General features: G+C 53.7%; 15 protein-coding genes. All 15 read left to right on the top strand.

The window, feature by feature from the left end:
- Nucleotides 1-27: 27 nt before the first annotated feature.
- Entirely contained in the window at nucleotides 28-3,795 is a 3,768-nt protein-coding gene (locus tag AC4G46_RS25145) for a beta-ketoacyl synthase N-terminal-like domain-containing protein (RefSeq protein ID WP_491125112.1), read from the top strand.
- A 36-nt stretch (nucleotides 3,796-3,831) separates the two neighbouring features.
- A complete protein-coding gene (locus AC4G46_RS25140; protein WP_491125111.1) occupies nucleotides 3,832-8,325 on the top strand; it encodes a beta-ketoacyl synthase N-terminal-like domain-containing protein in 4,494 nt (1,497 codons plus the stop codon).
- A complete protein-coding gene (locus tag AC4G46_RS25135) occupies nucleotides 8,318-9,553 on the top strand; it encodes a beta-ketoacyl synthase N-terminal-like domain-containing protein (protein ID WP_491125110.1) in 1,236 nt (411 codons plus the stop codon). Before AC4G46_RS25140 ends, AC4G46_RS25135 begins: the two co-directional genes overlap by 8 nt.
- The gene (locus tag AC4G46_RS25130) at nucleotides 9,550-10,293 is read left to right on the top strand and encodes a thioesterase II family protein (protein WP_491125109.1); all 744 of its coding nucleotides are present in this window, start codon (nucleotides 9,550-9,552) and stop codon (nucleotides 10,291-10,293) included. The genes AC4G46_RS25135 and AC4G46_RS25130 overlap by 4 nt, the downstream gene beginning before the upstream one ends.
- Nucleotides 10,290-11,897 (top strand): non-ribosomal peptide synthetase, encoded by a 1,608-nt coding sequence (locus AC4G46_RS25125; RefSeq protein ID WP_491125108.1) that lies wholly within the window; start codon nucleotides 10,290-10,292, stop codon nucleotides 11,895-11,897. The genes AC4G46_RS25130 and AC4G46_RS25125 overlap by 4 nt, the downstream gene beginning before the upstream one ends.
- A complete protein-coding gene (locus tag AC4G46_RS25120; protein ID WP_491125107.1) occupies nucleotides 11,878-12,531 on the top strand; it encodes a hypothetical protein in 654 nt (217 codons plus the stop codon). The genes AC4G46_RS25125 and AC4G46_RS25120 overlap by 20 nt, the downstream gene beginning before the upstream one ends.
- 12 nt (nucleotides 12,532-12,543) lie before the next feature.
- Nucleotides 12,544-13,218, top strand: coding sequence for a 4'-phosphopantetheinyl transferase family protein (locus AC4G46_RS25115; RefSeq protein ID WP_491125106.1), 675 nt, complete (start codon nucleotides 12,544-12,546; stop codon nucleotides 13,216-13,218).
- A 241-nt stretch (nucleotides 13,219-13,459) separates the two neighbouring features.
- Nucleotides 13,460-14,098, top strand: coding sequence for an accessory gene regulator B family protein (locus AC4G46_RS25110; RefSeq protein ID WP_491125105.1), 639 nt, complete (start codon nucleotides 13,460-13,462; stop codon nucleotides 14,096-14,098).
- Complete coding sequence (locus tag AC4G46_RS25105) at nucleotides 14,070-14,240, top strand: cyclic lactone autoinducer peptide (protein ID WP_491125104.1); 171 nt, start codon at nucleotides 14,070-14,072, stop codon at nucleotides 14,238-14,240. The genes AC4G46_RS25110 and AC4G46_RS25105 overlap by 29 nt, the downstream gene beginning before the upstream one ends.
- A gap of 239 nt (nucleotides 14,241-14,479) precedes the next feature.
- Entirely contained in the window at nucleotides 14,480-15,730 is a 1,251-nt protein-coding gene (locus AC4G46_RS25100) for a sensor histidine kinase (protein ID WP_491125103.1), read from the top strand.
- Between the two features lie 15 nt (nucleotides 15,731-15,745).
- Nucleotides 15,746-16,480 carry a LytR/AlgR family response regulator transcription factor gene (locus AC4G46_RS25095; RefSeq protein ID WP_090712524.1) on the top strand — a complete coding sequence of 245 codons (735 nt, stop codon included), beginning with the start codon at nucleotides 15,746-15,748 and terminating at the stop codon, nucleotides 16,478-16,480.
- Between the two features lie 221 nt (nucleotides 16,481-16,701).
- Entirely contained in the window at nucleotides 16,702-17,205 is a 504-nt protein-coding gene (gene ruvC, locus AC4G46_RS25090) for a crossover junction endodeoxyribonuclease RuvC (protein WP_491125102.1), read from the top strand.
- Entirely contained in the window at nucleotides 17,202-17,825 is a 624-nt protein-coding gene (ruvA, locus tag AC4G46_RS25085; RefSeq protein WP_491125101.1) for a Holliday junction branch migration protein RuvA, read from the top strand. Before ruvC ends, ruvA begins: the two co-directional genes overlap by 4 nt.
- Before the next feature lie 38 nt (nucleotides 17,826-17,863).
- Nucleotides 17,864-18,871, top strand: a complete 1,008-nt coding sequence (gene ruvB, locus AC4G46_RS25080) for a Holliday junction branch migration DNA helicase RuvB (protein WP_491125100.1) — start codon at nucleotides 17,864-17,866, stop codon at nucleotides 18,869-18,871.
- Nucleotides 18,872-18,927: 56 nt separating this feature from the next.
- Nucleotides 18,928-21,006 carry a SpoIID/LytB domain-containing protein gene (locus AC4G46_RS25075; protein ID WP_491125099.1) on the top strand — a complete coding sequence of 693 codons (2,079 nt, stop codon included), beginning with the start codon at nucleotides 18,928-18,930 and terminating at the stop codon, nucleotides 21,004-21,006.
- Nucleotides 21,007-21,015 lie beyond the last annotated feature (9 nt).

The raw sequence follows: 21,015 nt of genomic DNA, 5'->3' as shown, positions 1-21,015 counted from the left end.
GCGTTTATAGGAATGAGGTGGATGAGCTTGAGTAAAGATGATATAGCAATCATTGGTCTGGATCTGTCCATGCCTGGCTGCCGCAATCAGGAGGAGGTGTGGCGGTTTCTAAGCGCAGGGCAGGTGTCCAAGGGGCAGTTTCCCGGCCAGCGGCTGAAGCGGAGCGGGCTGTCCGGGAACGGGGAGCTTTATATGGAGGGCTCCTATTTCCCGGCCATCGATCAGTTTGATCATAAATATTATCATATTGCCCAGAAAAGCGCGGAGTACATGGACCCGAATCAGCGCCTGACACTGCTCTCGGCTACGAGGGCGCTGAATGACAGCGGCTGCCTTGAATCCATCCGGGGGACAAGGACCGGCGTCTACGGAAGTGTCAATACAACCCAGCAGTACCAGTATCAGCTGCAGCTGCAGGCGCTGGGCCTGACTCCCGACCTGCTGGGCATGCTGAATTCAACTATAGCCAGCCGGATCAATTATATCTTTGATCTGAAAGGGCCTGCGGTCATGACAGATACGGCCTGTTCTTCTTCACTCGTATCGGTTATCCAGGCAGCTGATGAGCTGCGCCGGGGTATTACCGATTATGCGGTAATTGTCAGCTCCAACCTGTATATCAAACCCGGTGAGAAAGCGGACAAGCTGGTTGATATTCTGGCTGCCGATGCAACGACCAAGGCTTTTGACGAGCGGAGCACCGGTACCTCCATCGGGGAAGGCGTATGCTCGGTCATCCTCAAAAGACGCAGGGAAGCGGAGAGGGACGGCAACTATATTTATGGGCTGATTAAAGGCTATGCTGTCAACAATGACGGGCATACCGTCAATATGTCCTCCCCAAATCCGCTTGCCCAGGAGGGCCTGATTGAGGAAGCCTGGAGCCCGTTCGCAGATCAGCTGGACCGGCTGGCGTTTATCGAGTCTCACGGCACTGGTACAGCGGTCGGGGACAGCATCGAGTTCGAGAGCCTGACCCCGTTTTTTCTGGAGCATGGCGTGAACAGGCAATCGGTGGCGCTCACTGCCTGTAAGTCGAACTTCGGACATCTGGATGTGGCTTCCGGCCTGTTCTCACTGATCAAGTCCGTGATGAGCCTGGAGCGTGGTATTCTGCTGCCGCATCCCAATTTCCGGATACCGAACAGCGAGATTGATTTCGAGCAATCTGTATTCTTTATCCCGGACAAGAGCAGCCCGCTCCGCCGGTGTTCGCTTGCCGGCGTCAGCTCCTTCGGCATGACGGGAACGAATGCACATGTCATCCTGGAGGGCTATGAGGGGGCGGGGGAGCGGAAGGTCAAGCCTTTGGAAATGCAGCTGCGGCCTTACTGGTTCCCGCTTGACCGCAACTCCTTTGCAGTCAGCCATCCTCTCCAGCGTATGGAAACGGAGCATACACTGTGTGTTCAATTTCCGCTGAGCATGCAGCAATGCTGGGAGATCAGAGAGCATATCTTTGGCAGCAGCCATCTGATGGTCGGCACAGCGATCTTTGAAATTCTTGCCCAGGGCCTGCAAACCACCGCTTACGGCCTGGAAGCGTTCAATATCCGTAATCTGCATATACTGGCACCGCTCTCTACCTGTGAGGAAGCGCTGAAGATTAACGTTGTTCTTGATAAATTGACTTTGCGGGGTACAGTTTCTTACTCCGCAGCGGGAGAATTCCGGAACTGGCTTCAGTTTGAGCTGGTACCCAGAGCCGGCCGCCAGGCTGAAGGACTTGCTGCGGGGCTTATCCAGGATATGGGACTGGAGGAGCTGGAGGAGCTTGAGGTCACCAGCCAGGTCGGAGACGGGCAAGGAGGCGGGCTGCAGGTCTCAGGGAGATGGGAGACCGTGGACAGGCTCTGGGTCAGTGCGGAGCGGGACCGTGCGCTGGTCAAGCTGAAGGCACCTTCCGGCTATGAGCGTGAATTTGGCTTATACAGCTTCTATCCTTCTCTTCTGGACCCGGCATTCAACGCACTGAACCGGATGGCAGTGCCCGGCGAGATTCTGTTCCCCTGGCTGTGGAGCGAAATTGATTTCAGCACCGGTGCGCTGAGCGGCAGCGAGTTTTACTCGGATCTAAGAATCCGGGAGAAAACTTCGGATAACATAGGCAATATTATATTATCTTTGGATATTACCCTGTATGACAGCTTAGGCAGAGCAGTCATTTCAGTCAGGAACTACAAGGTCAAGAATGCTCTGAATACAGGCGGGGAGCCGCGGGGTGATTATTTCAAGCAGGAGTATTATGTCGAGACGGTATTCAAGGAGCAGGAAGATCCGCAGGTGCCGCTGCTGATTATGCACCGCTCGCTGCAGAGAAGGCTTGCGCCGGATGGGCCGGTTCATTACTTCGAGAATATCTCCGAGCTGCAGCAGCTGCTGCCGTCGGCAATAACGTCCCAGAGGATTTTTTTATGGGACAAACCCTACTACGATGAAGCCGCTGTAGCAGAAGAGACCTTTGGAATCGGCTGCTGGCTGGTGGAGCTTAACCGCTCTAACTGCCTGAAGGAGTTTCATTACATCGGCACCGGGCTGTTCAGCCGGGATGAGATGAATGCGCTCAGCCGCAGTGTGGCGATGGGCATCTACTCCCTGCGTCTGGAGCTGAATTTCAGGATCAGGCTGATTGATGCCCAGCCGGTGCTCGGGTCACTGGAGCTTGTCCGCAACAGCTATCACAACGAGGAGCTGATTGTGCTCAGAGACGGAAATTATCACGCCCTCCGCTTCAAAAGTCTGAAGCTGTGGGGCGGCGAATCCGGCAAGCTGGCCGGACGGACGCTCCTGATTATCGGCGGCGGTTCGGGCATCGGCAGAGAATACGCCTGTTATGTGGCCTCAGCCTATCCTGACACGGACATCATTGCAGCCGGACGCAGCCCCGGGTGGCAAGGCGGATCTCCACCCGCTAATATCCGCTATCTCACACTGGATATTACGGATGAGCAACAGGTCCGGGCCTTTGCCGCAGGACAAGGCAGAAATGTGGAGTATGTGCTTAATTTTGCCGGGGAGCCGGCAAAGGGGCTGTTCGTCAACAAAACAAAGGCGGAATTCTGCGAACGGACCCGCAGCAAAATTCAAGGTTCTTATCTGCTCGGCAAATACTTCGGACATGCCCGGGAGATCATTCACTTTGCTTCCGTCGCCGGTCTGATCGGAGCCATGGGACAGACGGAATATTGTGCCGCGAATGCGTACCAGTCAGGACTGGCGGCAGAAGGAGGCCGTGTCCGGACTTTAAATCTGACCGGTTGGGAGGACGTCGGGATGTCGGCCGGGAAGGCAGACTATTACTTTGAGAAGCTCCACAGCCGGGAGGGTGTGAAGCTGATTGACCGGTTCGTTCATTCTGGCGTACTGCAGGCTTCCATGCTGAAGCTTAAGGCGCCGGCCGAGGATTATTCGTCCCTGTTCGGCAGACCTGAACCTGCCGCAGACGTCTTTAGCAGGCCGTCTGCGGCATCCCGGCCGGCCGGAGCAGGCATCCCGGCCATGCAAGGTGTTGCCGAAGCGTGGAAGCGGACGCTGGGTGAAGACCATTATGATGCAGAGCTCAGCTTTTTTGAGCAGGGGGGAGACTCGATCTCCATTGTGCAGCTGTGCGATGAACTCAACCGCTTGTTTCCCGGATGCTTTGATGTAACGACTCTGTTTTCCATTCCGACCATTAGAGGACAGGCTGAATTCATAGAACAGACCGTGGGGACACCGGTACAGCAGGCGGTGCCTGAAGCTGCATCACCTGACGCTGCTGAACTGCTTGATTTCCTGAGATTTCAGAAGATATAGCAATACAGTTCAATAAACTTGAAAGAGGCGAAGGCAATGAGAGCAGGCGAATATATATTTGATCAGGTAAAAAAGGGCAATCTGGACTCGGCAGCAGGCAAGGCCCTGCTGGAAGAGATTATTCCCGATGATATCGCTATCGTGGGCATCTCCTGCGAATACAGCAATGTAAAAGATACCTATGAATTCTATCAGGCGGTCAAGCACGGTATGAGAGGGTTCAAGGAATTTCCGGAGAACCGGATTCCGTACATTCCGAAGGATCATGATTACCTGCAGAAGGGCGCCGAGCACCTGAAGACGACCCCGGAGGAATTTCTCCAGCGGCTGTGCCGGGAAAAAGGGGCGTATCTGGAGGATATTGATACCTTTGATCCGGAGTTCTTTGGCATCTCCCCGGAGGAGGCCAAATATATCGACCCGACACACCGTCTGGTCATGAAGCATTCCTATCTGGCGCTTGAGGATGCGGGGATCCGCCTGGATGCCGTCAAGGACAGCAAGACGGCCATCTATATCGGCAAGGATAAATCAATTACCGCCAATTACCGCTCGGAAATCGAAGAGGATTCCAATTATGTCAATTCCGGCTGCTGGGAAGGCATTCTGGCCAGCCGCCTCAACTATATCTACAACATGTCCGGCGGCTCCTTTGTCATTGATACGGCCTGTTCCTCCTCGCTGGTAGCCGCGCATCTCGCCGTCAAGACGCTGCGAGACAAGGAGATCGACACCGCGATTGTCGGCGGAATTGCGCTCGGCCTGTTCCCCCGCCAGGGCAGCGTGCTGGACCAGTACAGCAATGTAGAGACCTCACGTTCCTTCCTGAAGGTGTTTGATGCTGAGTCAGAGGGGACGATCTTCGGCGAAGGTGTGGGTATTGTCATCCTCAAGCGGCTGAAGAACGCGATTGCCGACAATGACAACATTTATTCGGTAATCCGCGGAAGCATGATCAACAGCGATGGCAAATCGAACGGGCTGACCGCGCCTAATCCGCATGCCCAGAAGGACCTGCTGCTGGATACCTATGAACGCAGCTCCATCTCGCCTGAGACTGTTGAATACATTGACGCTCATGGCACCGGCACCAAGCTCGGTGACCCGATTGAAGTCAGAGGTCTTACGGATGCCTACAGGCAGCATGCGGACAGAAAAGGTTTTTGCGCCCTCACCAGCCTTAAGGAAAACATCGGTCATACAGTAGGTGCAGCTGGTGTCGGCGGACTGATCAAGATGTCGCTGGCGCTGCGCAATCAGGAGATTTTTCCGAATCAGACGTTCGAATCTCCGAATGAATATATCAAGTTTGTCGACAGCCCTTTCTATATTCCTACCAAGGTCCGCAGATGGGAAAAAGGCAAGTACCCGCGCCGCGGCGGCATCAGCTCCTTCGGATTCAGCGGCACCAACGCCCATATCGTCCTGGAGGAATATGAGCGCCAGCAGGAAACGTTCCAGCCTGGGGAGCCGTACCCCTTTGTCTTCACGGCTGAGTCCCATGACCAGCTCCTTGCCTTGCTGAATAAATTTGTGCGCCAGGCAAGCCGGCTGGAGTGCTTCAGCCTGCACAACATCTCTTATACGCTCGTTCATAAACGGAATCATTTTAAAACCGGAATCGGCTTTGAAGCAGCTACCCTTGATGAATTCATCAGCAGGCTGCGTACAGCAGTCGGTGTTCTGGCCGGCGGCCAGCCGGCGGACGGAATCTTCCAGGGGGAGCACCGGGAGATTACAGCTGACATGAGAAAGCTGATGCAGCACCGCCTCAAAACCGGCTACGACCAGTACCTGACAAGTGAACTGATCCAGCTGTATCTAGACGGTTACAGCCAGGCGCTGGAGCTGTATCCGTACCGCGGCGGGATCACGCTCTCCCTGCCGACCTATGAGTTCAAACGGGAAGTGCTCTGGGCAAATGTCAGAAAACATAATATTTACACCAATTCCGGCCCCAGCCTGCCTGTTGCCTCAACACTGATCCGTAAGCAGACCCTGAAGACAGGGCGCTCCGACGTCTATTCTGTACAGCTGTCGCCGGACGACTGGTTTGTGGACGATCACCGGATCGGCGGCCAGCGGACCTTCTCCGGGACGACCTATACGCAGCTGGCGGCCGAGCTGGCCGTGCTCTACTTCGGAACTCCCGCATTCCAGCTGGAGAAGCTGTATTTCAAAAATCTGATCCAGCTTGAGGATACGTACCGGGAGTTTCAGATCCAGGTGGGCAAGCCGTCCTCGGGACAGCTGGAGGTTGAAGTATTCTCCTATGAGAATCAGGACATGAACAACTATGTGACACACGCCTCCTTTACGATTAAAGCGGCGGAGCCGGGAATGGATACGGCAGAAGGAGCGGAAATAAGCACGATGTTCGAGCAGCAGCTGCTGACCGCGAATTTCGGCTCGGAAGAGAACAGCTTTTTCAAGGGCCGCTGGGATTTTGCCAAACACAATTTCCGTCTGGCCCGCCCGTCCGGCTCCGAGATCCTGCTGTCCCTGACGCTTCACGAACAGTATGCAGGCGATCTGAATGCCTTCCATCTGCATCCTTCCCTGCTGGATGGGATCCTCGGCGCAATGGTATATGAGCGTGCCCAGGCCCGCGGCAAAAGCTACCTTCCGCTGTCCTACGGCAAATTTATTTACACCGGCAAACCGTTTACCAGCCGTATTTATTCGCGGACAGAGCTCCTCTACGATACTGCAGGGGACCATGAGGTTATCTCGGGCAACGTATCCGTCTACAACGAGGCCGGAGAGAGAATCGCGTATCTGGACAAATATGTGATGAAGGCTTTCGCCAATGCCTATTTCAAGCCTCATCTGCACGAGGTGGGCTGGAGTCCTTCCGCCTTCCGTCTGCCTGAGACAACCGCAGCTGCCGCCGGCAAATCCGTCCTGGTTATCAGCAACGGACAGGCATTGGAGCTAGCCGCGGCTGAACAGCAGGAAGGAGTGGAGCTGCTGGATTACAGCGGGATCTCTGCCTTCAAGCCAGACAGCAAGTATGACATCGTTATCTATGCCCCCTGGTATGAAGCCGACGTGCCTGACAGCGGCAGCATAGAAGAGGAGATGCTGCATTACTTCCATTTCGCCAAGCAGGTGCCTTCGCTGGTCAAGCGCGGCGGAACGGTAGTGTTCCTTGCGGATAACGGATTTGCCCTGAATGCAGACTCCGCGCTTAATCCGCTGAACTACTCCCTGCTGAGCTCCGGGAGAGTTCCGGGACTGGAGAATACCGGCTTTAAGACGCAGATGCTGAACATGAAGGTATTCGACCTGGGAACCATCCTGGCCATCGCCGGGCAGGAGCAGCTGAATGGCCTCAAGCTGCTGTATGAAGGGAACCGGCTGTATGAGGAAGCGTTAACGGAGGTTGTCAGGCTGCCTGAGGATTCGGGGCTACAGCTGGGTGAACGGGACTGTGTCATTGTTACCGGGGGGTACGGCGGTATCGGTCTTGAATATATCGATGTTCTGCTGGAGCGCCAGCCGTGGCTGCACATTGCGGTTCTGGGACGTAAGGATGCCCGGTCTGTGCTGCAGGCCCAGACTTCCTTGACTGAACAGGAGTCTGACAGGCTGAACCGCATGAACCAGGTACTGGGCAAAGGGGCCAATGTAACCTTCCACAGCTGTGATCTGGCGGACGAGGAGCAGGTTAAGCAGGTCATCGGCGCTCTGGCCGGTACGGAGACCATCTCCGGGGTTATTCATCTGGCAGGCTTGCCGGAGGAAGGCATGCTGTTCACGAAATCGGAACAGGAGTTTCTTGCCGTAGCCTCCCCGAAGGTAACGGGAACGCTGCTGCTGCGCAAATATCTGGCCGGGCAGCCCCTGAAGTTCTTCATTGCCAGCTCCTCCATGACGACCATTGCCGGGTCGGCCGGCCAGTTCTCCTACACCTTCGCTAACGCTTTTCTTGAAGGCTTCCGGGACAAGGCAACGACTACAGTGCAGTGGCCCGGCTGGAAAGAAACCGGAATGGCGCTGCAGTTCGGAGATCTGGCTGCAGCAGACGGACAGCTGCTGATGAAGTCGCTCCCGTCGGCAGCCGGAAGAGAATACATCCGGCTCTCGCTGGACAAGCGGTTTGGTAAAGTGATTGCCGGCGAATTCAACAAAGCAAGGACTGCCGAATACCTTGGCGGATACATCCGCCTGCCTGAGCAGTATGCGGGCACTGCAGCTGCCGCTCCTGCACCGGATGCAACAGCGGAAGAGGCTGCAGGCATTCAGATTAAGGAGTACTCCGCTTTAAAGATCACCGGAACTGAAAGCCAGGATGAAGTGGAGCAATTTATTACGGTCGTCTTCGCCTCGGTGCTGGACCGCAACGAGATCGATGTCAACAAGAGCTTCACGGACCTGGGAGGCGATTCGCTCAAAGCCTTCGGCATCTATGGTCCGGTAGCGGAGCAGTTCAAGATTGATATCGAAGTTGCGGATGTGTTCATCTATCCGACCATTACCCAGCTCAGCCAATACGTCAGAGACCTGCTGGAGGAAGCCAATGGATGACCGCAGAGTCGTTATCGTCGATTATATCTGTGATTACCCGAACCGCGAATCGGGGAGCCCGGAAGAGCTGATCCGGCGCAAAGACGCAGCCTGGGAGCAGCGCATGCTGGAGCTTGCACGGAACTATAACCAGGAGCAGGCAGAGGCGTCCTGCTTCGACGGTATATTCTATACCTCCGTCGAAGAACGCTTCAGGCTGGAGCATGTGCCGCAGGAGGACAGCAGATTCCTGCTGTCCAGCGAACGGATCACACTCAGCCTGATGCAGACGCTGGCTGACCGGAACAAGCTGGGCCATAAGAACAGCCTGCTTGTCTCAGTCGGAACTGCCCAGACGGATATCCTGTCCAAATACGCCTTAATGGGCGTAGAAGGGGAAGACTTCCGGCATGCTGTGAAGCTTATTGATCCGCTGGGCTACCTGAAGCTGCTGCAGCTGGGCTGCACCCCTGCCGTCCAGCTGATCAGCGAGGCTTCCACCTCGGGGATCAGCTCCATGTACAGCGCCTACGCCAAAATCCGCAAGGGCGAGTTCGATACTGCTCTGACGGGGGGAGCGAGTGCCGTTACCTTCCCGGTTCCGTATGAGCTGTCCCAGTTCGGAACAGGGGAGGAACGCTATACGGAGCCGTTTGAAGAAGGAGCTTCGGGACGTTACTTCTCGGAAGGCGGCGCCGTCTTCCTGCTGAAGGAGCGGGAGCTGGCGCTGGCGGATGGTGATGTTATCCTGGCCGAGATCAGAGATATTTCCTCCGGGAGCATGGGCAATCCGGTGGTCAACCGGACCGCGGTGAAGAAGCTGGTGAGCCGGTCGCTGGAGAAGGCCGGGGTATCACCTGAAGCAGAACTTTTTCTGGAGCTGTACGGCCGCGGCAATGAGATTGATGATACGGCAGAGTTCTCCTGCCTGAAGGCTCTGCAGAAATCCTACCGGAACATGAAGGGCGGATTCCTGAAGGAGGATATTCATTATATCGTGGGCTATTACGGCTTGACCGGTGTCTGCCGTCTGCTGGATACCCGCCCTTCGCACAGTAAACTGTCGGGGCGGGAAGTAGCCAGGCCGAATCCTTACATCGGCACAATCGGCGGGGAGCAGTGGAGCAGCAGCCCCGGGGATTTCGGGCTGTTCGCGTCGGTACTGTATTCGATGCACGGCAACTGTTACTGCCTGCTGCTCCAGCTGGAGGAAGCCGGCGCCTGTTCCGGAGGAGGTACCGGACGATGAAGCTGATCCTCCTCCCGTATGCCGGTGCCCATGTCAATGTGTTCGCCGGGCTGCAGAAGCAGCTTCAGGCAGGTTACCCGGAGCTGACGGTTCTGTCCCTGGAATATCCGGGCCATGGCAGAAGATTCTCCGGCAAGCCGTTAAGCTCCATCCGGGAGATCACCGCTGATCTGCTCTCAACGCTGCGGCAGACTCTGGACCCCAAGGAGGAGCTGATACTGCTGGGCTACAGCATGGGTTCACTGATTGCCTATGAGCTTGCCCATGCACTGCTGGACTCCGGCTACCCTGTAAGCAGGCTGCTGTTCATGGCAGCCACTCCGCCGCACCGGATTGAGGCGGTGGATGAAGAGGAGCCGGATGATGATGCGCTGCTTGAACGCTGCCGGATTTACGGCCTGATCAAGGAGGGGCAGTTCGACTCCCGTCAGATGCGCCAGCTGTTTCTGCCGGCTCTGCGGAGCGATATTACGGCAGTGAACCGCTATAACCTGGATAACCAGTACCGCTGCCGGAGGTTTGGGGCAGAGGTCCGGATTGCGGTCTTCCAGGGGCTTGAGGACCGCTCGGTCACCGCAGTTCAGGACTGGGGCGACCTGTCCGGGAAGGATATTTCCTTGCACACCTATCCGGGAGGCCACTTCTTTTACTATGAGTTCGAGCAGCAGGTATACAGCCACATTATCAGCTTCATTACAGCCGGCCAGACAGGCCAATTCAAAGGGGGAAACGGGCAATGAACAATATACTAGGCAGTTTAGTGGGCAATATGCAGACTTTCAGGGATAAGACGGCTATCACGGAGAGCAGCCGTTCCATCACTTACGGCGGACTCAATACACTGTCCAATGTCTATTTGCGCCAGCTCCAGGAGCAGGGCATCCAGGCTCATGATGTGGTGGCGATTGAGCTGGAGCGCAGTATTGAGGCCATTGCGGCCATGGTCGCGGTGCTGAAGGCGGGAGCCGCCTATACCGTAATCAACAAGGACTATCCGGACAGCCGCAAGCAGACGATGCGCAGTACGATTCAGGTTAAGGCCACCATCAATGAAGTGCTGCAGCCTAATTCTCTGCTGGAAGATATGTGGGATTTTCCCGCCCGTTCAGCGGAGCAGCTTTGCTATATTGTGTTTACCTCGGGAACCACGTCAACACCCAAAGCAGTCGGCATTCCCGACCGGGGTGTCCTCCGCCTGCTGGGAGATGAACGGCTCGGACTCTCACCGGAGAAGACCATTTCCCACATCAGTCCGCTGGAATTTGATGCTTCCATTATTGAAATCTGGGGCGGGCTGCTGTCCGGGATGACCATTTCACTGTTATCCAAAACCGAGATTCTGAATATCTATCATGTGGAAAAGCGGATCAGCCAGGGAATCGACGTCATGTGGATCACCTGCTCCCTGTTTAACTTCTGGGTGGACAAGAAGCCGGAAATGTTCCGCAGCCTCTCCCGGGTCATTGTCGGCGGTGAGCAGCTTAGCCTGTCCCATGTCAATGAGGTGCTGAAGCATACCACTGTCGTCAACGGCTATGGACCCACGGAGAATACGGTGTTTACGACCCTTGATGTTATGGAGCAGGGCAGCGTGATGAAGGAGATTGCCATCGGCACGCCGGTTCATGGAACGCAGACATTCATTGTGAATGAAGACGGGGAGAGTGCGGCGGAAGGAGAGCTGTATGCCGGGGGACAAGGGGTAGCGATCGGTTATCTGGGCAATTCCGAGAAGACGAAGGAGGCCTTTATCCGGTGGCAGGGCCGGGACGTCTATAAGACCGGAGATCTTGTCCGGCTGAACGAAGAGGGCAAAATCGTCTATCTGGGACGGAAGGACACCCAGGTAAAGATCAACGGCTACCGGATTGACCTGCAGGAGATCGAATATACCGTCCGTGCCCAGGGCATCCGGAACTGCCATGCTTTTGTCCGCGATAAAAAGATCTACCTGGCAATCACCACCCGCTCCGAGCAGCTTGGCCAGGTTTTGAAGCAGCTGCTGCCGATGTACATGCTACCGTCCAAGATTGTATATGTGCAGGAGATTCCGCTGACCGCCAACGGCAAAACGGATACAAGGGCGTTATATGAACAGCATTTTCTCAGCAAAAACAAAAAGCTTGCCCAGATTCTCCAGCATTACCTGCCCGGCGCGGCCCTGAATGAGCAGACGAACATCTTTGAACAGGGAATCGATTCTGTGACAGTGTGGGAAATCGCCCGTGAGATTAACCAGAGGTTCAATGCCGATATCAGCTTCTTTGATGTCTTTGAGCACCCGTCCATCGAGCAATTATCCAATATGCTGGGAGAGGAATCTTATGCAGCGAACTATCTATGATTTTTTGTACCGTAAATACGGCTTCAGCGCCCCCGGAGAAAATAAGGCCTTCCGCAGCCTGTTCAGTGCAGGTATGAGGGCCTACTGGGGAGTGAAGCTGCTGGCGGTCGGCCTCTTTTTCTTCCTGTTCCTGCGCTTTACCGGCAAGGACCGGTTCATCCCGGAAGATACGTACTGGTTCATCGGAAGTATAGCGGCAGCGCTGATACTGGTGACTCTTTCCTATCTGAATGTATTCGGGGCCTGGTATGCGATTGCCCTGAGCAGACACCGCAGATGGATAGATTCCCTGCTGATTCTTTCGGGACTTGTGCTCTGCATCCGATTCCCCGTGTATGCCTTCGGGGAGGCGATGCCTGATGTCGGCGAGCTGCGTGAGTCACTGATTCTGCCGGGAATTCTGATGCTGATGCTTGGCATTTACCGCAAAATCCATTACCGGAGCTCCGGAGTAGTGCCGCTCAGCGCGCTTGCCAGTCTGCTGATTACAGCAGGCATCCTGTTCAAATACCCGATCCATACCATTACAGAGAGTATCTACTTAAGCTTTATACTGCTGATCAATGCCGGATTTGTAGCGGACCTGCTGCTGTTTCATTATTGGCACCGCAAATCAAAGGCCGGCGAACGATAAGGGGATGAGGCCATGATTAGTCCGCATCTGATCGATATGAAGGAGCAGCATGCCTTCGAGGCCAGTGAAATATTAAGCTCAACAGAGTATATAATGTACTGCAATATCTGCAATGAGAGCCGGCGCAGGGAATTTCTGTACGGGCGTTATGCGATCAAAAAAAATCTGGCCAGCCAGTCCGCTTCCTTTAAAGGGAAGCTCAGCGGCATTACGGTTGAGTACGGAAGCCTGCGTTATCCGATTATTAAAGACCAGCCGGTTGAGGTAGGTCTCAGCCATTCCAAGCGTTATGTGCTATCCGTCGTCTACTCCAAGGATAATATAGTAGGCATTGATATGGAGACTATCCGGCTGGAAGTACCGATTGAAGAAATGCTGAGCAACGGGGAAAAGGAGCTGATAGCCGGGTATGGCTCGTCCGTCCGTTTCGCTTACATGTTCTTCAGCTGCAAGGAGGCGCTGGGGAAGGCGTTCAAGATGGGGCTGCTCGCGGATTACTCCATTTATGAAATCTCCGGGATCAGGCCGGAGACCATGTTCGGTACGGAGGTCTTCAAGGTCTGCTTCAAAAACTTCCCGTTCCTGGCCGGTTACTCCTTTATGAAAAACGATCAGGAAATCTGCAGTCTGGTCGTCCCGCAAAAGATTGAGGTGGGCGATGTCCTGAAGGTTCTGATCGACACTTGAGCAAAATATATGTACCACCCGCCCATTCGCCGCCGCGCATCCGGACTCTCTGGATGTACGGCGGCGTTTTTCATAGAGTGCGCTGTATTCGTTTTCACAGGTACGTATAATTTCGGTACATTTAGGACATGCCACTGCGTTTATATCAGCATTTGGTACATCTAAGCGGCCTCCTGGGCATGAACCGTAAATCTCTCAGAAAAATGTTTAATATTAAGGACAAGAGAGGTGACCAAATAAGATGGAAGCTGAAGAAGCAGTAAAGATGGGATTTACCGAATCGCTGGCCTGTAAAATGGCCCAAAGGATGAACAAGGAGCGTGAGGGGGAATACATTGATTACCTGAAAATGAAGCTGGGATTTGAAATGCTGCTGATTAACCTGAGTAAAATGGTTCTTGTCTACGGAGCGGCAATCCTGTTCCATCTGCTCTGGCAGACATTAATCATGCACGGCGCCTACTTCGCGATCCGCAAAACAGCATTTGGCCTCCATGCAAGCAGCAGCTTGATGTGCAGTATATCAAGTACTGCGATGTTCATAGGCATACCGTATTTATGCGAACAATACATAAGGTTCAACAACATACAGGTAGGAATCATTGGTTTACTGGCTACATTGCTGCTTTACCGGTATGCACCGGCGGATACAGATAAATTTCCGCTGCTTGGCAAAGAAAGAAGAGAAAAATTAAGAAGGGCTACAACAAGGTCCAGTCTGCTGATTGTATTTACCGCTCTGGTGATTCCAAGCCCCACGGTCAAGGCTTTACTGCTCACGGGAATTCTGCTTCAAGTAATGATGATTCTGCCAATAACCTATAAACTATTGAAAAGGAGCTATAACAATTATGAAAACTATGACGCAAAGAATGTTTAACGAGGTAAAAGACGGTATGGCCGCAGCAGTGAGAAGTGCAGCAATCAAGAGCGGAGATATTGCAATGGAAACCTGCTGCTCGCTGCTGTTCCATGAACCTAAAATTCCAATGGAGCTATTGAAGTCCTCAGCCAATAAATAACTACTCACTCCAAGCGATACTGAATAACAGTGGAATTAATAGAACCCGAAAAGTTCCCCCGGTATAGGGGGATTTTTTGGGTTATTCAGCTTTACTAGTTTATCTTGTATGAATTACAATGAAATGGATAGGGTTAAAGTACCAATCTTGTATAAAATTACAGAATGAACTTATGCTGAGGGGGATAGGGGATTTTGAAGGAATTACTTGCAGTTTGCGCTCAAATGCTGACACTTTGTTTGAGTATTTACATTTTAAATCAGCGGAGATTCAGTCTAAAGTTCAGTCTTGTAATGTTCATAGGCGCTATTTGTATCGGGTATCCTCTCTACATCTTGATCGGTGTCCCCAGTATTGCCATTATTCTGCTTTTGTGTATTGCCTCGAGCTATTGGAAGTCCAGGGGAATTGTATTCAGTATTATTTTTCCGATTATAGCGATAATTATTTCAGTCATCAGCGACTACATAACAAGCGGTATCTTTATCAGGTTCTTTAATACCTCTCCGGAAGAGATCAACGAGGGATTCCTGAACAATATGTACTACTACCCTACTTATTTCGTGATTGCCATCCTTCTCGTTTTTGCCGTCCGGTTTCTTTTCACCAGATTCCAGGCATATGATCTTTTATTCCGCAGATACGGGATTTTGTTTGCCATACTTTGTGTAATTACGGTAGTGATTTTTTATGCCAATATTCTGATCGGGAAGCAGCAGGGATTTACGGATGCCAATATTCAGGCGAACAGTCTGCTGTTTGCATTTTATTTCATTCTCCTAATCGGTGTTTTCATGGTGCTGACGCGCAGTGTAATGAAAGAAGCTGCGATGCAGGGCAAGCAGGAGCAGTATGAACGTCTCCTGGAGTACACCGACAATCTGGAAATGATGTACACCGACATGCAGAAATTCCGCCATGACTATATCAACATACTGCTGTCGATGTCCGAATACATAAGATCGAAGGATTTGGAAGGGCTGAGTACCTATTTTGACCACAAGATCCTTCCGATCAGCCAGGGGATGCAGAATAACAACTATAAGCTGGGGACGCTGCAAAATGTAAAGGTCCAGGAGCTGAAGGGCATTCTGTCCTCGAAGCTGATCCGTGCCCAGGAGCTGCATATCGACGCTGTTGTAGAGGCAGTAGAGCCGATTGAAGCCATCAATATGGATTCCGTCAAGCTCTGCCGGTGTCTTGGGATTATCCTCGATAATGCCATTGAGGAGGCGGTCAAATGCGAAGCCTCCAACCTGCGTGTTGCGCTGGTCAAACGTTCCGGAGGTCTGCTGATTGCCGTTGCGAACAGCTGCCAGCCGAACGGTCCCGAGCTGCACCAGATTTTTGAGAAGGGGTTCTCCACCAAAGGTACGGGCCGGGGGCTCGGGCTGAGCAACCTGAGGGAGATCGTCTCCCAGTGCGCCGGTGTTACGCTGGATACATACAGGAAAGACGGACAGTTTATTCAGGAACTTGAAGTGTATTAGATTGGAGGAAAAGGAATGCTGGAGATATTTGTATGCGAAGATGACCCGGAACAAAGAAAGCGGCTTAACAGTTACATAGAGAACTATATCATGATGGAGAATCTGGATATGAAGCTGGTCATTTCCACAGGGCGTTCCCAGGATATCCTTGACTATCTGCAGAATAACCGGGTGACGGGGCTGTACTTTCTGGACGTGGATCTGCAGGAGGAGAAGAGCGGGATTGCACTGGGCGCGGAGATCCGCCAGTATGACAGCCTGGGAGCCATTGTTTTCGTGACCACTCACTCGGAGCTGACCTATTTAACTTTCACTTACAAGGTAGAAGCAATGGATTATATAACGAAGGACAAATTTACAGATATCCGCCAGCGCGTTATTGAGTGCATTGATACTGCCAACACCCGTTATCTGCAGAACAAGTATAACAATATTAAGAAATTCCAGACCAAATCCGGCGATAAGATGATCAGCGTTGATTATAATGATATTTTATTCTTTGAGACCTCGCCGCAGCTGCACAAAATCATCCTGCATGCCAAAAACCGCCAGGTCGAGTTCTACGGCAAGCTGAAGGATATTCTGGAGATGGACTCGCGGTTCTACCGCTGTCACAACTCCTTTGTCGTCAATAAGGATAATATTGCCGAGGTGGATACGAAGAACCGTGAAATCCGGATGACTAACGGGGAGATTTGTTATGCCTCCAGCCGTTTTCTGGGGGGACTGAAGGATATTATTCCGCACTGATAAGAGAAACTATATTTATATTACTGAAAAAGCGGATCAGCAACGGGGCAGCCGGGCATCCGCTTTTTTTTGTTTCTTAATCTCCGGGGAAAGCAAATTTTATGCTCCCGCCAGGGGGATTTTTGTTATAATGGTTAGAAGGAATACATATGTTCGCTTTAGGGGCGGACAATGGACCGTCAATGAGGAATATCCTGCCTGTAGCAGAGGAGAGATCGGATTTGCGTATTTTGGGAATTGACCCGGGGCTGGCAATTGTCGGCTTCGGTTTTATTGATAAGACAGGAAATAAACTGACACCCGTTCAATATGGCTCTATTCAGACAGAGGCGCATACGCCGGAGGAAGATCGGCTGTTGCATGTCTATGAGGGCATGGTCCAGCTCATTGACCGTTATAAGCCGGATATGGTTGCTATAGAGAAGCTGTTTTTTGCCCGGAACGTAACGACAGCACTCCCGGTGGCGCAGGCCCGGGGTGTGCTGATTCTGGCGGCTGTACAGAAGGGGCTCCCTGTTTCCGAATATACGCCAATGATGGTGAAGCAGGCGGTCGTCGGATACGGCAAGGCCGAGAAGAAGCAGGTGCAGGAGATGGTGAAGCTGCTGTTGAAGCTGTCTGCTGTACCGAAGCCGGATGATGTGGCCGATGCCCTGGCGGTAGCAGTGTGTCATGCCCACTCCGTGAGTCTAAATTCCAAATTAAATGAGGTATTGCGAAAATGATAGATTTTTTAAGAGGACCGGTTGTTTATCTGGAGTCCGAATATATTGTGCTTGATATACAAGGGGTAGGCTACCGTGTGTTCTGCCCGAATCCGTATGCCTTCGCCAAGGCGGAAGGTCCGGTAATGGTCTATATCCACTATCAGACCCGTGAGGATGCTACGCTGCTGTTCGGGTTCCCGACCCGGGAGGAGCAGAAGCTGTTCCGCAAGCTGATCGAGGTGTCCGGCATCGGACCGCGGGTCGCGCTCGGCATTCTGACCGGGGGGACGCCGGATCAGCTGATCTCGGCCATCTACCAGGAGAATATCACCTTCCTGACCAAGCTGCCGGGTATCGGCAAAAAGACCGCCCAGCGGATGATCCTCGACCTGCGAGACAAGCTGGACGGACTGAGCTCCGTGCCGATCCAGACCGGATTGTTCGCGGTAGCGGCTGAAGCGGAGGCGAAAGCTGCCGCCCTGCCTTGGGAAGAGGCGCGGGATGCACTGAAAGCACTGGGATATACAGAAGCAGAGCTCGACCGTGTATGGCTGACAATGAAGAAGGAAGGCGCGGATACGGGAACTGTCGATGTGCTAATGAAGAAGGCGCTGGGGCTGCTGTATATTGCCAAGTAAGAGGCTGCTAACAGTGTTGAAGAACGGAGTGATAAATAATGGATGACCGGATTATATCGGCCAATCTGATGATGGACGAGCAGGCGGTGGAATTCAGCCTACGTCCGCGTTATTTAGGCGAGTACATCGGACAGAATCAGGTGAAGGAAAACCTGAAGATATATATTGAAGCCGCCAAGATGCGCAGTGAGGCACTGGATCATGTGCTGCTGTACGGGCCGCCGGGACTCGGCAAAACGACGCTGGCGAATATTATCGCCAACGAGCTCGGCGTAAATCTGCGGACAACCTCAGGCCCGGCGATTGAACGGCCCGGCGATCTGGCCGCCCTGCTGACCAATCTGCAGGAGGGCGATGTGCTGTTCATCGACGAGATTCACCGGCTGCACCGCACGGTGGAGGAGGTCATGTATCCGGCCATGGAGGACTTTGCCCTGGATATTATGATCGGCAAAGGGCCAAGCGCACGCTCCGTCCGGCTGGATCTGCCGCCGTTTACACTGATCGGGGCCACGACCCGCGCCGGTCTGCTGTCTGCGCCGCTGCGCGACCGATTTGGTGTGGTTAGCCGTCTGGAATACTACACCATCGACGAGCTCAGCTTTATCGTCTCGCGCAGTGCCGAAATGCTCGGCATTGAGATCGTCGGCGATGCAGCAGAGGCGGTTGCCCTGCGTTCAAGAGGGACACCGCGTATCGCCAACCGCCTGCTGAAGCGGGTCCGTGACTTCGCGCAGGTGCGCGGGGACGGGATTATTACCCCGGAGATTGCCGCCGAATCACTGAAGATGCTGCAGGTTGACCCGCGCGGCCTGGACAGCATAGACCATAAAATGCTGAACGCGATGATCACCTCGTTCCGCGGCGGACCTGTCGGGCTCGATACGATTGCTGCTACAATCGGTGAAGAAAGCCAGACGATTGAAGACGTATATGAGCCGTATCTGCTGCAGATCGGCTTTCTGCAGCGGACGCCAAGAGGCAGAATCGCAACTCCTGCCGCTTATCATCATTTGGGCCTGCCGCTTCCGCCGCAGCCGAATTAAGGTTATGTCCTGAACAGTAATCTTTTTAGCCTACAACTAACTCCAAGGGGGATGACATGATGAAGTTTGCCAGGCAGCTAAGCCGGGCGCTGCTTGCGGCAGCGCTGACCGCCGGAAGTTTGCTTGTTCCTGCAGGCGGCACTTACGCCGAATCCGCACCGATCAGGGTTGCCCTATATGCCGATATCGGCAGCAAATATAAATCGACTGTCCCGTTCGTTACACTGCAGTCTGCAGAAGCTTTCAATCTGATGGCCGGCGGAACAGCGCTGCTGCCGGTTCCCGGCAATAACAAAATCCGCGCGAGTCTGGATCTTTACAAGGTTAAAGTAATGGAGACCTCCTCCTGGCAGACTGCGGCCGATGCTGCGAAGAAGCTGCAGGCCACTTCTGATAAACCGCAGCTGTTCATGACAACACGCGCCGGTGCCAGTGTATACCAGTTGTACACGGCTCCTTATGCCAGTGAAGCTGCCGCGAAGGACGGGCTTGCCCGCGTCAATAAGGCCGGCCTGTCCATTCCGGACGGTCAGGCTGCAGCCGTGAAGGGCAATAAGCATCTGCTGGCCGGTGATTTTGCCACCTCACAGGAAGCGGAAACGGTGCTTGGGAGTATAACGGATGCCGGAATGGATGCCTGGAAGGTGCTGGCGGCAGGTGCTGACGGCAGCGCCCGGTTCCAGGTGTGGGCCGGAGAAGCGGTGAACGACAGTGAGCTGGCTGCTCTGCAGGTACAGGCAGCTGCAGCTCTGCCGCAGCTTTCTTTGGGGACAACTGCTGTGAGCACACCCGGATTAATCATCCGCACGGATGCCGGAATGGACTGGACGAGCCAGGATCAGGCGTTTCATTATGTTGTCTCCGGCAGCGGAGCGAAGTTTACTGCGGCCGGCAACACATCCGGAATCCAGATCACTGAAAGATCCAAACGGACCTACCGCGGGGATCTGGAGCTGAGCGGACTTGCCGGATCACTGGCTGTTATTAATGTGGTTCCCATGGAACAGTATCTGTATGCTGTAGTCGGCGGCGAAGTCTCCTCGGGTTGGCCGGCCGAAGCGCTGAAGGCACAGGCGGTGGCTGCAAGAAGCTATGCGCGGGCCCAGGGCAACAAATTTGAGGTGGCGAATGTGGTCGATACGACACTTAGCCAGGTTTATAACGGAATCGGCGCTGAAGCCCCGGTAATCACCAAGGCTGTTGATGATACAGCCGGCGAGGTGCTGATGAGCGGCGGAAAGGTGGTCGAAGCGGTCTTTTCCTCCAATAGCGGCGGCAAGACAGCCGACCCTTCCGAGGTATGGAATAACGGAGGGAATACCTTCGTCAGCGTACCCAGCTCAGAGGATGCGGCCGCGGTGGGGACCTCGAAGAAATGGTACTATCTCCTGCTGCCTAGCGGTGTGGCCGGTTATGCCCGTGAGGATAATATCAAGCTGACCGGAAGCAGGAATGCGGCCGGACTCAGCATTGCGACGGCAACAACCAAGGATGTGAATGTCCGGCCATTGCCGGTTATTGAGAGCAGTGCCAGCCCCGTAGGGAAGCTGAATCCGGGTGACAACGCCGTTGTACTGGACCAGGTCTACGAAAACGGCAGCTACAGCTGGATCAAAGGGCCTTATAGTTCAGCCGAGCTGCTTAAGAGTCTGAGCGGCAAGACCAGCAATGCTCTGCCATCATCGATTATCAGCCTGCAGGTAACGCAGCGCGGGCCTTCGGGCAGAGCAACGCAGGTGAAGGCAAATGGCGAAATCCTACAGGTGAAATACCCGGATTTGTTCCGGTCTGCCTTGGGCGGATTGCCCAGCACCTTGTTTGATATTGTACCTTCCGGCAGTTATACTGTATTAGGCGCTGACGGCAAAACCGCTACAGTCAGCGGATCGCAGACTGCGGGTGTGTTGTCTGCTGCCGGCAAGGTGTCTGCTAATACCAGCGGAACGGTTGTCATGGGCGCGGATGCTGCCGCAAGAGTCGTAACCGGAACCAGCGGATTTTATTTCATCGGCTGGGGTAACGGGCATGGACTCGGCATGTCCCAATGGGGCGTCAAGGGGATGGCGGACAAAGGGTATGATTATAGGCAAATATTGCAACACTATTTTAATAACGTTACTATAGTTAAGGAATGAAGACAGAGT

The organism is Paenibacillus sp. fava2 (genome assembly GCF_058313675.1).
Note: the sequence above shows the minus strand (reverse complement) of the source record. Positions and strands in the feature narration are given on the sequence as shown.

Coding starts and splice junctions, on each gene's coding strand:
- AC4G46_RS25140 (WP_491125111.1), top strand. CDS start 3,832: ATGAGAGCAGGCGAATATATATTTGATCAGGTAAAAAAGGGCAATCTG.
- AC4G46_RS25135 (WP_491125110.1), top strand. CDS start 8,318: ATGGATGACCGCAGAGTCGTTATCGTCGATTATATCTGTGATTACCCG.
- AC4G46_RS25130 (WP_491125109.1), top strand. CDS start 9,550: ATGAAGCTGATCCTCCTCCCGTATGCCGGTGCCCATGTCAATGTGTTC.
- AC4G46_RS25125 (WP_491125108.1), top strand. CDS start 10,290: ATGAACAATATACTAGGCAGTTTAGTGGGCAATATGCAGACTTTCAGG.
- AC4G46_RS25120 (WP_491125107.1), top strand. CDS start 11,878: ATGCAGCGAACTATCTATGATTTTTTGTACCGTAAATACGGCTTCAGC.
- AC4G46_RS25115 (WP_491125106.1), top strand. CDS start 12,544: ATGATTAGTCCGCATCTGATCGATATGAAGGAGCAGCATGCCTTCGAG.
- AC4G46_RS25110 (WP_491125105.1), top strand. CDS start 13,460: ATGGAAGCTGAAGAAGCAGTAAAGATGGGATTTACCGAATCGCTGGCC.
- AC4G46_RS25105 (WP_491125104.1), top strand. CDS start 14,070: ATGAAAACTATGACGCAAAGAATGTTTAACGAGGTAAAAGACGGTATG.
- AC4G46_RS25095 (WP_090712524.1), top strand. CDS start 15,746: ATGCTGGAGATATTTGTATGCGAAGATGACCCGGAACAAAGAAAGCGG.
- ruvA (WP_491125101.1), top strand. CDS start 17,202: ATGATAGATTTTTTAAGAGGACCGGTTGTTTATCTGGAGTCCGAATAT.
- ruvB (WP_491125100.1), top strand. CDS start 17,864: ATGGATGACCGGATTATATCGGCCAATCTGATGATGGACGAGCAGGCG.
- AC4G46_RS25075 (WP_491125099.1), top strand. CDS start 18,928: ATGATGAAGTTTGCCAGGCAGCTAAGCCGGGCGCTGCTTGCGGCAGCG.